Below are 14,112 nucleotides of genomic sequence, written 5' to 3' on the forward strand. Positions count from 1 at the left end.
CGATTCGCATTTTCCTCATCAAGATGAAATCCCACCGATGGACAGGATTGCCGCGTTGCGATAGTCGGCAATGAGAGTGCGTGTGCAAGGGAGCATTTCATGATCGGACTAGTGCTTGTCACCCATGGCAAGCTGGCTGAGGAGTTTCGCCATGCGTTGGAGCATGTCGTCGGTCCCCAGAAATTGATCGAGACGGTTTGTATCGGTCCCGAAGACGACATGGATCAGCGCCGGCAGGATATCATCGACGCTGTTGCGCGCGCCAATGACGGCAACGGCGTCATCATTCTGACGGACATGTTCGGCGGCACGCCCTCCAATCTTGCGATTTCCGTCATGAATAACGGCAATGTCGAAGTCATCGCAGGGGTCAATCTTCCCATGCTGATCAAGCTTGCCGGCGTTCGCAGCGAAGATAATATGGACAAGGCACTTCAGGATGCATCCGATGCCGGCCGCAAATATATCAACGTCGCCAGCCGCGTTTTAAGCGGCAAGTGAGAAGTCAGCCCATGTCGCCATTCTCCCGGGAACTACCGATCATCAATAAACGCGGTCTCCACGCCCGGGCTTCTGCCAAATTCGTACAGATGGTTGAAGGTTTCGACGCGACGATCACGGTTTCCAAGGATGGCATGACCGTTGGCGGCACCTCCATCATGGGCCTGATGATGCTGGCGGCCAGCCCCGGCTGCAGCGTTTATGTCGAGGCAAGCGGCAATCAGGCGAAAGAAGCGCTGGAAGCACTGGAGGCGCTGGTCGCCGACCGCTTCGGCGAAGAAGCCTGAGCCGGCACATATAAAGACATAAAGACTTCTTTATATCATCATTGCCAGATCGTTCGTGGCCTGCTAAACCGCAGCTACGTTTAAAAGCCGGGCTGTGAGGCGCGGCGTTTCTGATCTGGAGAACCTTATGAGCCTTGAGAAGGACTACATCGTCGCCGATATCAACCTTGCCGCATTCGGCCGCAAGGAGCTGGACATCGCCGAAACCGAAATGCCGGGCCTGATGTCCTGCCGCAAGGAATTCGGTGAAAGCAAACCCCTGAAGGGCGCACGTATTACCGGTTCTCTTCACATGACGATCCAGACCGGCGTTCTCATCGAGACGCTGAAGGAACTGGGCGCGGAGATTCGCTGGGCCTCTTGCAACATCTTCTCGACGCAAGACCATGCGGCGGCAGCCATTGCAGCAGCCGGCATTCCGGTATTCGCCGTCAAGGGTGAAAGCCTGACGGAATATTGGGAATATACCGACAAGATCTTCCAGTGGACCGACGGCGGTCTCTCTAACATGATCCTCGATGACGGCGGCGACGCCACCATGTACATCCTGCTCGGCGCACGCGCCGAAGCCGGTGAGGACGTTCTGTCCAATCCCGGTTCGGAAGAAGAGGAAATCCTCTTCGCGCAGATCAACAAGCGCCTCAAGGCTTCGCCCGGCTGGTTCACCAAGCAGCGCGACGCGCTGAAGGGTGTCACCGAAGAAACGACGACCGGCGTTCACCGTCTCTACGATCTCAGCAAGAAGGGCCTGCTGCCCTTCCCCGCGATCAACGTCAATGACAGCGTCACCAAGTCGAAGTTCGACAACAAGTATGGCTGCAAGGAATCTCTCGTCGACGGCATTCGCCGCGCAACCGATGTGATGATGGCCGGCAAGGTTGCCGTGGTCTGCGGTTATGGCGACGTTGGCAAGGGTTCCGCAGCCTCGTTGCAGGGCGCTGGCGCCCGCGTGAAGGTGACCGAAATCGACCCGATCTGCGCGCTTCAGGCCGCCATGGACGGTTTTGAGGTCGTTCGCCTGGAAGACGTCGTCTCTTCCGCTGACATCTTCATCACCACGACAGGCAATAAGGACGTGATCCGCATCGAGCATATGCGCGAGATGAAGGACATGGCGATCGTCGGCAATATCGGCCACTTCGACAATGAAATTCAGGTCGCCTCGCTGCGTAACCTGAAGTGGACGAACATCAAGCCGCAGGTCGACATGATCGAGTTCCCGAAGGGCAACCGCATCATTCTTCTGTCCGAAGGCCGCCTGCTGAACCTCGGCAACGCCACCGGTCACCCGTCCTTCGTCATGTCGGCCTCCTTCACCAACCAGGTGCTGGGCCAGATTGAGCTCTTCACCAAGCAGGGCGAATACAAGAATGAAGTTTACGTGCTTCCCAAGCACCTCGACGAGAAGGTCGCGCGCCTTCATCTCGAGAAGCTTGGCGTGCGCCTGACCGAACTTTCCGACCTTCAGGCAGATTATATCGGCATCTCGAAGGAAGGTCCGTTCAAGGCGGAACACTACAGATATTAATTTCATAGTTAATATCCACTGAAATTACACAATATCTAGATGCCGTGCGCTTGACAAAGCGCACGGCATCTTTTTTGCGCGCTCACTTCCCGCAGATTTATGAAGACGGTATTGTCATCAGACTTGATTCGGACACGCCAAAGGGCGGCGGGGACGAAATGGGATGTCTTGTCGAAGATGCGGCACATAGGACGGAGACAGACCGGGGATGACGGTTCAAAATTCGGATCTGCGCAAGCAGACAGTTCAACGCCTTGAAAACACGCATGCGGGCGTGGCATTGAGTGCGGCTCTTGCGCGTTGCCGGCAGGTCGCCAGTGCGGTTCAGACAGGCTTTGCGAGGCTGCCTATCCTGCTTTCGGGCACGGTTCTCGCCGGCTCGACAACCGTTGCGATGGCGCAGGACGGCATTGTGGCAAAGACCGGCGCGCGGCTGTTCTCATCCGGAGAAACCATCACCTATTCGCTTTTCGTCGGCATGCTTTCGGCAACGCTGTTTTCTGTTGTCTGGCTGGTGCGCCAGCGCGGTAATATCGAGGCGGAAAGCAGCGAATACCGACAGGCGCTTGCGCAGTCCCACCACAAGATCGCGAAATACGAGGCGCTGATTTCCGACAAGAGCCGCCGCATTGTCATCTGGGACGGTGCGGACAAACGTCCGGAATTTCTGGGCCAGCTACCAGCCGAGACCGGTGTGCCGCAAGCGGACCAGGATTTTCTGGCATTCGGCCGCTGGCTGAAGCCGGCATCCGCAAGCCAGCTTGAAAAATCCATCGAGAAACTGCGCAGCCACGCCCAGAGCTTCGATCTGACCATCGAGACGCAGCGCGGCGAAGTGATTGAAGTTCAGGGACGTGTATCCGGCGGTAATGCCTTTGCGCGCTTCATCGCGCTCAACAATCTGCGCGCTGAACTCGCGGAATTGCAGGTCGAGCGCGAGCGTCTACTTGCCTCCGTATCGACATTTCAGGAACTTCTCGATTCCATCGAACAGCCCGTCTGGCGTCGCAATGGCGAAGGTGAACTCACCTGGGTCAACCACGCTTACGCCCATGCGGTGGATGCGCGTGATGCCGGGCAGGCCGTTCAGGAAAAGCGCGAACTTCTGAACACGGTTACACGACAGAAGATACGCGCGGCTGCGACACCGGAATCGCCCTATCATGATCGCATTTCGACCGTCGTTTCCGGTAACCGCAGCTTCTTCGACGTCGTCGACATAAAAACGGCGGGCGGGTCTGCCGGGATCGCCATCGATGCCACCGAAGCGGAAACCATCAGCGAGGAACTCAAGCGAGTTTTGAAAAGCCACGCCGAAACGCTCGATCATCTGGCGACGCCCGTCGCCATTTTCGACGGCCGGCAGCGGCTGCAATTCTACAATCAGGCTTTCGCGGCTCTGTGGGGTCTCGATCTCGTTTTCCTCGAATCCAGCCCTGATAATTCCGAACTTCTGGACAGGCTGCGTACCGCCGGCAAATTGCCGGAGCAGCTGAACTGGAAGAATTGGAAGGAGACGGCGCTTTCCGTCTACCGTTCGCTCGATACCAAGACGGATCTGTGGCACCTGCCCAATGGCCAGACCTTGCGGGTCATCGCCACCGCGCATCCGCAGGGTGGCGCGACCTGGGTTTTCGAGAATCTGACCGAGCAGGTCGATCTTCAGATGCGCTACAACACCTTGGTCAAGGTGCAGGGCGAAACCATCGACCATCTGGCAGAAGGTGTCGCCGTATTCGGTGCAGACGGGCGCATTCGCCTGTCCAACCCGGCATTCCGGGCGCTCTGGGGCGTGACGGCCGATGAGGCGGAAACGGGCACGCATATTCGCGCCATCGAAACCGCCTGCGCCCAATCCTATGACGGACCGGACGGCTGGCGCGCCTTCAGCCAGTTCATCACCAGCTTCGATGACGAACGGCCGTCGCGGCAGGGCACGCTGGAACTGCTTTCCGGCCTCGTGCTCGATTATGCGATCATTCCGCTGCCGGATGCGCAGACAATGCTGACCTTCGTCAACATGACGGACAGCGTGCGCGCCGAGCGGGCGCTCAAGGAAAAGAACGACGCGCTTCTGAAGGCGGACGAGCTGAAGAACGATTTCGTGCAGCATGTTTCCTACGAGTTGCGCTCGCCACTGACCAATATCATCGGCTTCACCGATCTCCTGAAGACACCCGGCATCGGCCAATTGACGGAACGGCAGGCGGAGTATCTCGACCATATTTCCACCTCGTCCTCGGTTCTCCTGACCATCGTCAACGATATTCTCGATCTCGCGACCGTCGATGCCGGCATCATGCAGCTCAACTATTCGGATAATGATCTGAACGAGCTGCTCGACGATGTTTCGGTGCAGATCGCCGACCGGCTGCAGGAAAGCGGTATTTCGCTCGAGATCGTCGCGCCTGCCCATCTCGGCAGTCTCGTGGCCGACCACCAGCGGTTGAAGCAGATTCTCATCAAGCTCCTGACCAATGCGATCAACTTCGCACCCGAAGGTTCCCCCGTGCAGCTCTCCTGCCAGCGCAGCGAGGGTGACTTCGTATTCTCCGTTGCGGATAAGGGACCGGGCATTCCCGAAGACATGCTGAAGAGCGTGTTCGACCGCTTTGCGACGCGTGGCAATGGCGGACGGCGAACCGGTGCGGGGCTTGGCCTTTCCATCGTCGAAAGCTTCGTCAGCCTGCATCATGGCACCGTCAGCATCGACAGCCGCCCCGGCAACGGCACCATCGTCACCTGCCGCATTCCCTCCGCCACACGGCCGCACTCCATCGCCGCAGAATGAGCCAAGACATCTTGCCGATCACCATTTCGCTGGCGGGAGAAAGAGACACCATAAGGCTCGGTGAAGACCTAGCCTTGGCCCTGAAACCCGGCGATTGCCTGGCGCTGATCGGCGATCTCGGCGCCGGCAAATCCACGCTCGCCCGCGCCTTCATCCGGGCGATGGCGGATGAACCCGATCTTGAGGTTCCGAGCCCCACCTTCACCATCATCCAGACTTATGACGCCCGCATCCCCGTCGCCCATCTCGATCTCTACCGGCTTTCGGATGTTTCGGAGCTGGATGAACTCGGCATCGATGAAATGCTGGAGGAGGGTATCTGCCTGATCGAGTGGCCGGATATCGCCGCAGAGGTTCTGCCGCCGGAGCAGACGATCACCCTGCGGCTGACGCATTCGGGCGAAGGCCGCGTGGCCGTAATAGAGGCTCCCGCACAACAAAAAGCACGGCTCGACCGTGTTTTCGCCATTCGTGAATTCCTGGCGAAAAATGACAGAGGGGGTGCGACCCGCCGTTTTCTGAATGGCGATGCCTCCACACGCGCCTACGAGACGATTTCCACCGATGGTCCCAAGCTTATTCTGATGGACTGGCGCCGCCCCATGAGAGGCGCGATCGTTGCGGATGGCAAGACCTATGCGGAAATCGCCCATCTTGCCCAGGATGCCCGCTCCTTTGTGGCGATCGGCGACTATCTGCGAAACACTGGTTTCTGCGCGCCGGAGATTCTGGCTGCGGATATCGATCAGGGCATTCTCCTTCTGGAGGACCTCGGACGGGAGGGTGTGCTGGCTGCCGACGGCACACCGATAGAAGAGCGTTATCTTCAAAGTGTCGCCTGTCTCGCCACTCTTCACCAGACACCACCCCCGGCATTGCTGCCGATGCGCGATGGCAGCACCTACGACATTCCTCCCTTCGACCGGCAGGCGATGAAGATCGAAGTCTCGCTGCTGGTGGAATGGTATCTGCCCCATAAACGCGGCGGAGCGCTTACCGATGGCGAGAAACAGGACTATTACGCCATCTGGGACGGCCTGATCGATGCGCTGGCCGGCTGCGAGACGGGGCTTCTGCTGCGTGACTTCCATTCGCCGAACATTCTCTGGCAGGCGCAGAACAGCGGCATCCGTCAGGTCGGCCTGATCGATTTTCAGGATGCGATGATTGGCCCCACCGCCTATGATCTCGCTTCCATCGTGCAGGATGCGCGGGTTACCATCTCTCCCGAATTGCAGACACGCCTGCTTTCGCATTATCTCGATAGCAGAAAAGCGACGCCCGCTTTCGATGAGACCACATTCCTCAAGGCTTTCGCCATCATGTCGGCGCAGCGCAACTGCAAGCTTGCAGGCATCTGGGTGAGGCTGTTGGAACGGGACAAGAAACCCGGTTATATGAAACATATGCCGAGGACGTTCCGTTATCTCAGTGCAGCGCTTTCGCATCCGGAACTCGCGCCGCTCAAGGACTGGTGCTTGCGCATGGGCATGGAATTCGACAACTGAAAGACGGTTGACCACGATGACGATCAAAAACGCGATGGTGCTGGCCGCCGGGCTTGGCACACGGATGCGCCCGATCACCGATACGATCCCAAAGCCGCTTGTGAAAATCGCCGGCAAGCCGATGATCGATTACGCGCTCGACGCCCTTGTCGAAGCCGGGACTGAAACCATCGTCGTCAATGTGCATCACCATGCCGAACAGATGATCGCCCATCTCGAAAACCGCGCAGACGCCGAAATCCTGATTTCCGACGAACGGTCGGAGCTGATGAATTCCGGCGGCGGGCTGGCCAAGGGCCTGAAGCTTCTGAAGCCCGGCCCGGTTTTTGTCATGAACGCCGATCTTTTCTGGATCGGCGAGCAATTGAACGCCGTCAGCAATCTGCGAAAGCTTGCGCAATTCTTTGACACGGCCCGCATGGACATGGCCCTGCTCTGTGTCGACATGGATCGCACCACCGGCCACAACGGCAAGAGGGATTTCGACCTAGCCGACGACGGAAAGCTGGCTCGCTATCGCGACGGTGACGCTAACCCGGTGGTTTATGCCGGCGCCATCGCCATGGATTCGCGGCTGCTTGACGATGCGCCGGCGGACGCTTTCAACCTCAATATCTATTTCGACCGCGCCATTGAAAAAGACCGGCTTTTCGGGCTGTCGCTGGATGGCCACTGGATTACCGTGGGAACGCCTGATGCAATTGACGATGCGGAAAGCATCATCCGGCAATTCAGGGAAAAACGTTTCGCATGACGCTCACCCATCACGCAAAGCGCGTCCTGACGATCGCTGCGGGAACACCGTTCCTCAAAACGCTCGCGGAAACGCTGTGTGACGGGCGGCTGACATCAGGCTATAGATATGATCCGACCGATCCTCTTTCGCTTGCGAGCGTGACGATCTATGTGCCGACGCGGCGCTCTGCGCGCGTGCTGCGCTCCGAATTCGTCGATCTTCTGGGCGGCCGATCCGCCATTCTGCCGCTGATCCGGCCTCTTGGTGAAACGGATGACGATAGCGGTTTCTTCGATATCGAAAATCCTGAGATCATGGATCTGGCGCCGCCGATTTCCGGCACCGGCCGGCTGATCGAACTGGCACGCCTCATACTCGCCTGGCGCAACAGCCTGCCTGACGCCATCCGGGCGATCCATTCGGATTCACCGCTCGTCGCCCCTGCCAGCCCCGCGGATGCCATCTGGCTCGCGCGGGCGCTCGGCGAGGTGATCGATGCCATGGATACCGAAGAAAAGGACTGGGAGACGCTTCAGCATCTCGATACCGGCGAACATGCGCAATGGTGGCAGCTGACGGCGGACTTCCTGAAGATCGCCAGCGTCTTCTGGCCGGCGCGGCTTGCCGAACTCAACCGTTCCTCCGCAGGCCGGCATCGCAACGCCATCCTGCGAGCGGAAGCGGACCGGCTTGCCAATTTGCCGGACACGGGGCCGATCATCGTGGCCGGCTCCACGGGCTCCATTCCGGCCGCCGCCGATCTCATCGCCGCCGTTGCCGCCCTGCCGCAAGGTACGGTCGTGCTGCCGGGACTCGATCTTGCCATGCCCGAAGAGCAATGGCAGGCGATTGCCGAGGACCCCACCGATCCTTCGAGCCGCACGCACTCGCAATATGGGCTTTATATGCTGCTGCAGAAGCTCGGCATGCTCAGGGACGACGTGGTTCAGATCGGCGCTCTTGATCGTGATCTGGAAAAACGGGCGGCGGTGTTTTCGACCGCACTCGCGCCCGCCAAATCCACAAGCGACTGGAACCGTTGGCGCGAAGACAGGGAACCCGGCTTTTTCGACGAAGCCTTCGCGGCGGCCACATTGATCGAGGCCGCCAATGAGCGTGAAGAGGCAACCGCCATCGCGGTGGCGCTCCGGCTGGCGCTGGAGGCTCCGGGGCCTGAACGACCCTCTCAGGCGGCGCTGATAACGCCCGACCGCGGACTGGCGCGGCGGGTCGCGACAGAGTTGCAACGTTTTGGCATCGAGGCAGACGATTCGGCCGGTACGCCGCTTTCGGCCACGCCGCAGGCAGGACTGACGCAACTCGCGCTGGAAGCCATTCTCAGGCCCGGAGACCCGGTGCCGATCATTTCGCTTCTAAAGCATCCCCTCGCCCGCTTCGGGCTTTCCGGCGATGCTTTTATCAGAGCCTCCAAAGCGCTGGAGCTGATCGCGCTGCGCGGCGGCCGTGTCGAAACGGAAATAGGCAATCTCGAGGTGGTTCTCGATACGCAACTCCTTGCACAGCGTGATGACCGGCACCCGCCCGCATGGCGGGTGGCGCTGCCGGAGGGAAGTGTCGATGCGGCCCGTGATCTCGCGCGGCGGATCGCCATTGCCACGGAGCCACTCGGCTCCGCCTTCATTCGTCGTGACCGCTCCGGCCGCGCCTTCACCGACAAATTGCCGCTTTCCGACTGGGCGGAGCGAACGGGGCGGGTAATCGAGGCCATCTGTGCCGACGACGGCAATGATCTGGCTGCATTGTGGTCCGGCGAGGCGGGAGACAAACTCTCAAGCCTCTTTGCCGAACTGATGGAGAGTGGCGAGATCCTCGACGCCGACGGGCCGCAATGGATCGATATTTTTGCAGCGCTGGTGGCAGGCGAATCGATCAAGCCACGATCCATGCGCCATCCGCGCATTTTCATCTTCGGCGCGCTGGAGGCACGGCTGCAAAGCGTCGACACCGTCGTCATCGGCGGTCTCAACGAAGGGCTCTGGCCCGGCCAGACGGCGAACAATCCGTTCCTGTCCCGCAGCATGAAGACCGCCATCGGGCTGGAGCCGCCGGAACGGCGCATCGGACAGCTCGCGCATGACTTCGAGATGGCGAACGGTACCCGGCAAATCTTTTACACCCGGGCGCTGAGGCAGGGCTCCACCCCGGCCGTCGCCTCCCGCTGGCTGCAACGGCTGCTGGCGCTGGGCGGCGAAAATTTCGCCGAACAACTGAGGAAGCGCGGCGAGACCTATCGCCATTGGGCGGGTCTGATGGATGAAAACATCAATCAGGAAACGGCAAAGCGCCCTGCCCCCAAACCGCCGGCCGATCTGCAGCCGAAGAGCTACTCCTTCAGTGAAGTGGGACGTCTGCGCCGCGATCCCTATTCAATCTATGCGCGGCGCATCCTGAAGCTGGACCCGCTCGCCCCCTTCAATCGCGATCCGAACGCCGCCGATCGCGGCACGCTCTATCACGGGATTATCGAGCGCTATTCCCGTGAGGGGCATATTCCCGGCACACCGGCCTCGCTTGAGGCGATGCAACGCATTCTCGACGACTGTTTCGACGCGGAAAACCTGCCTGTGCATGTGGATGTCATCTGGCGTCCGCGTTTTGCGGCGGTGGCCCGCGCCTTCATCGATTGGGAAAAAGAACGTCATCCATCCATTCGCCACAGCTTCTACGAGGCTCGCGCCGGGCAGGAAATTGCCGAAGCGGGCATAAGGCTGACTGGGATCGCCGACCGCATCGACATCAAGACAAACGGTCAGGCGGATATTATCGACTACAAGACAGGACTTGCGCCTTCCGTCAATCAGGCGCGCGCGCTGCTCGACCCGCAGCTGGCGCTGGAAGCGGCGGCACTGATGCGCGGTGCCTTCCGCGAAACGGGTTCGCCCACGCCCGAAAACCTCATTTATGTACGCCTGCGACCGGGAGACCGATTTTTTGCCGATCAGGTGAATAACGAACATTCCAGCCGAAGCGGCAAAAGACCACCGAAATCCGCTATCGAACTGGCAACGGAATCGATCGACCAGCTCGCGAAATTCGTGCGCTCGCTGCGCGAAGGTGAAAACGGTTTCGCCTCACGGCTGGTGCCGGAAGAGCAGCAATCCTATGGCGGGGAATATGACCACCTCGCCCGTGTTTCTGAATGGTCGACGGCAGAACCGGGAGACGGCGATGACGATTGATCCCTTCGACGCTGGCCCTTTCGCCGATACGCCTGAAAGCTGGATCGACTGGACCAGCGCCCGGCAGCGGCTTGCCTCCGATCCCGCAAGCTCAGCCTGGGTGTCGGCCAATGCCGGCTCCGGCAAGACCCATGTTTTGACCCAGCGCGTCATTCGCCTGCTTCTGGCCGGGTGCCGCCCCTCGGCGATTTTGTGCCTCACCTATACCAAGGCCGCAGCATCGGAAATGTCGAGCCGCGTGTTCGACCGGCTGGCGGAATGGGCAACTTTGCCGGATTCCGATCTCAAGGACCGCATCGCCGCCATCGAAGGCAAGGTACCGGATCGCATCAAGCTTGCCGAAGCGCGCAGGCTGTTCGCCAAGGCGCTGGAAACACCGGGCGGGCTGAAAATCCAGACCATCCACGCATTCTGCGAAGCCCTGCTGCACCAGTTCCCGCTGGAGGCCAATGTCGCCGGCCATTTCTCCGTTCTTGACGACCGCGCCGCAACAACGCTGCTCGCCGAAGCACGCCGTTCGCTTCTGACGGCGGTTTCGACGGAGCGGGACGAGGAGCTGGCGCAATCGCTCGCTTACGTGCTCGATCTGGCTGACGAAAGCGGGCTGGAATCGCTGCTTTCCGCCATCATCGCCAATCGCAGTGCCCTTCGTGGCTTTCTGCTCGATGCCAAACAGTCGGGCGGCATTGATGCGCGGTTGCGGCAGGCGATGCAGATCGCAGATGGGGAAACCGAAGAAACCGCTGCGGCCGCCTTCTGGCCTCTGCCCGGCCTCTCGGGCCTTGCGCTCGATACGTATCTAACCCTTGCTGACGAGGTGGGAGGATCACGCGTCATAGAGGTCGCTTATGCGCTCCGGGAGGCAAAACGGCAGTCGGACCCGGTGCGGCGGATGGAATTCATCGAAGCGGCGCTTCTGACAGCCAAAGGCGAAAGGAAATCGGATGCCTACGTCATCAACAAGGGCATGCAGAAATCCGCGCCTGATCTCGTCGATGCGCTGACGCTGGCGCGCGACCATGTCGTGGCCTGCCGCAATCGCTATCGTCTGGTGCGCATGCTAGCGGCGACAAAAAGCGCCCTTGTGCTGGCCGAACGGTTGATCGGCGATTTCGAAGACCTGAAAAAGCAGCGCAGCCAGCTGGATTTCGAAGACTTGATCGAGCGCGCCGCCAATCTGCTCAACCGCGATACGGCGGGTGCGTGGGTGCATTACAAGCTGGATCAGGGCATCGACCATATTCTGGTCGACGAGGCGCAGGATACCAGCCCGGTGCAATGGTCGATCATCCAGTCGCTGGCGGCGGATTTCTTCACCGGAGAAAGCGCCCGCATGGGACGCCGGACGCTGTTTGCTGTGGGTGACGAAAAACAGTCGATCTATTCCTTTCAGGGCGCCCGGCCGGAACGGTTCTCGCAGGAGCGCGACGAGACCCAAAGGCGTGTCGATCAGGTGGAGCAGGCCTTTCATCGCATCCGCCTGCCGCTCTCGTTCCGTTCCACTGAAGATGTGCTGGCCGCCGTCGATCAGGTCTTCTCGATCCCGCAAAATGCGAGCGGCCTCAGTGCCGATAATGAGCCAGTCGAACATCGTTCCAACCGCGCCGGCCATCCCGGCACCGTTGAAGTGTGGGATATGGTGGCGCCGGAAACCACAGAGGATGAAGAAGACTGGACGGCCCCCTTCGATGCGCTGCGGGAAAGCGCGCCGGCCACGATCGTCGCCCGCCGTATCGCCGCGCGCATTGCCGACATGATCGGAAACGAAACTATCATCGAAAAAGGCGTGGAGCGCGCTATCGAGGCCGGCGACATTCTCGTGCTTGTCAGAAAACGCGCCGCCTTCGTCAACGCGCTGACCCGCGAGTTGAAGCGGCGCAAGAACATTCCCGTCGCCGGTGCCGACCGCCTCCGTCTGACCGACCATATCGCCGTACAGGACCTTCTGGCGCTTGGCCGGTTCGTGGTGCTGCCGGAAGATGATCTTTCGCTGGCGGCGCTGCTGAAAAGCCCGCTCTTCAACCTGACGGAAGACGATGTCTTCGAGATCGCCGCCACGCGATCCGAGACGGAGAGCGTGTGGCAGAGGCTGCAAGTCCTTTCGGGCCAAGAAACCAGCCGTTTATCCATCGTCACCGACAAACTTCGGCATTTTGTTTCACTGTCGAAAACCGCCACAGTGCATGATTTTTTCGCGGCTGTTCTGACCCTGCATGACGGACGCAAAAAATTCCTTGGACGGCTTGGCAACGAAGCGAGCGACGTTCTCGACGAGTTCCTGTCCTTTGCGCTGGATTACGAAAGAACTGGCCTGCCCGGCCTTCAGGCCTTTCTTTCCGTCCTGGAAACCGATTCACCGGAAGTGAAGCGCGAGCAGGACAAGGATCGCGGCGAAGTGCGCATCATGACCGTGCACGCCTCCAAGGGGCTGGAAGCACCGGTGGTTTTTGTGGTGGATGGCGGCTCGAAAGCCTTCAACCACAGCCATGTGCCGAAACTGCGCTTCGTGGAAGCGATTGAAGACGCCTTCCCGGTCTGGCTGCCCGGCAGCGGCTTTTCCAACCACCTCATTCGCTCGGACGAAGAACGCCTGAAAACGGCAGCGGAAGACGAATATCGACGGCTGCTTTATGTGGCGATGACGCGCGCCGCCGATCATCTTGTCGTCTGTGGTTATCGCGGCCAGAAAGAAAACCCTGAATGTTGGCACGCCATCGTCAAGGCGGCGCTTGCGGAGAATCAGGATCATTGCCAGCCGCAACTGTTCAGTGCCGATGGCGAGGAATGGCAGGGGCTTGTCTGGCGCAAGTCTGAAGCACGCCAGGCACCTGCGCCGCAGAAGCCGGCGGAAACCCAGCAGGAAGAAGACCACAAGCTTCCGCTAGGCCTTCTTGCACCCCTGCCTGCCCTGCCCTCCCTGCCAAGGCCGCTCAGCCCATCGGGTGCGGGCACCATCATTGATGACGGCGCGGACGATCTGGCCGTGCGTTCACCACTGTTCGGGGAAAAAACGGAAGCTTCCAGCCTTGCCCTGCAAAGGGGCAAGCTGGTGCATCGCATGCTGCAAGCCCTGCCGGATTTTGCGGAAAGCGAGCGGGAAGAGGCAGCCCGACGTTATGCCGAACGTGCAGCGCGTTTCTGGCCTGCCAGTGAGCGCGAACATTTGATCCAGGCGGTTTTGCGGGTTCTCTCCGAACCGGCGGTGCAGCCGGCCTTTTCCGCCAACAGCCGTGCGGAAGTGTCGATCATGGGCACGATGACCCTCGGCCGGCAGCACTATGCCGTCTCCGGCCGCATCGACAGGCTGGCGGTAGACGGTGATCGGGTCATTCTGGTCGACTACAAGACAAACCGGGTTCCGCCGCGCACGTCACGCGAGATACCTTTCTCCCACACCGCGCAGCTTGCGATCTATCGCGAAATTCTTGCACCGCTTTATCCCGGCAAGGAATTTGTCTGCGCGCTGATCTATACGGAAAATGCCGCTTTCGTGCGGGTTGGTGACGATGCCATGGCGGAGGCACTTGCCGCAATAAAGACAAAGTGAGATACCGGGGCATT

Annotated in this window: 8 protein-coding genes; all 8 read left to right on the top strand. The window is 60.0% G+C overall.

Annotation, left to right across the window (positions count from 1 at the left end; translation table 11 throughout):
- Positions 1-99: 99 nt before the first annotated feature.
- Positions 100-501, top strand: coding sequence for a PTS sugar transporter subunit IIA (locus tag PL597_RS21725; protein WP_003505374.1), 402 nt, complete (start codon positions 100-102; stop codon positions 499-501).
- A gap of 11 nt (positions 502-512) precedes the next feature.
- A complete protein-coding gene (locus tag PL597_RS21730; protein WP_003521181.1) occupies positions 513-788 on the top strand; it encodes an HPr family phosphocarrier protein in 276 nt (91 codons plus the stop codon).
- Between the two features lie 127 nt (positions 789-915).
- Positions 916-2,316: an adenosylhomocysteinase gene (ahcY, locus tag PL597_RS21735; RefSeq protein WP_077983695.1), complete on the top strand. Its 1,401-nt coding sequence runs from the start codon at positions 916-918 to the stop codon at positions 2,314-2,316.
- Between the two features lie 208 nt (positions 2,317-2,524).
- Positions 2,525-5,107, top strand: a complete 2,583-nt coding sequence (locus tag PL597_RS21740; protein WP_271366219.1) for a sensor histidine kinase — start codon at positions 2,525-2,527, stop codon at positions 5,105-5,107.
- Positions 5,104-6,615 (top strand): tRNA (adenosine(37)-N6)-threonylcarbamoyltransferase complex ATPase subunit type 1 TsaE, encoded by a 1,512-nt coding sequence (gene tsaE, locus PL597_RS21745; protein WP_271366220.1) that lies wholly within the window; start codon positions 5,104-5,106, stop codon positions 6,613-6,615. The genes PL597_RS21740 and tsaE overlap by 4 nt, the downstream gene beginning before the upstream one ends.
- Positions 6,616-6,631: 16 nt before the next feature.
- Positions 6,632-7,369: a nucleotidyltransferase family protein gene (locus PL597_RS21750; RefSeq protein WP_269825253.1), complete on the top strand. Its 738-nt coding sequence runs from the start codon at positions 6,632-6,634 to the stop codon at positions 7,367-7,369.
- On the top strand, positions 7,366-10,551 hold the full coding sequence (addB, locus tag PL597_RS21755) for a double-strand break repair protein AddB (RefSeq protein WP_271366221.1): 3,186 nt from the start codon (positions 7,366-7,368) through the stop codon (positions 10,549-10,551). Before PL597_RS21750 ends, addB begins: the two co-directional genes overlap by 4 nt.
- Positions 10,541-14,098 (top strand): double-strand break repair helicase AddA, encoded by a 3,558-nt coding sequence (gene addA, locus PL597_RS21760; protein WP_271366222.1) that lies wholly within the window; start codon positions 10,541-10,543, stop codon positions 14,096-14,098. The genes addB and addA overlap by 11 nt, the downstream gene beginning before the upstream one ends.
- Positions 14,099-14,112 lie beyond the last annotated feature (14 nt).

It is taken from the genome of Agrobacterium sp. ST15.13.013, assembly GCF_027956525.1.
GTDB classification, from domain to species: Bacteria; Pseudomonadota; Alphaproteobacteria; order Rhizobiales; family Rhizobiaceae; genus Agrobacterium; species Agrobacterium salinitolerans.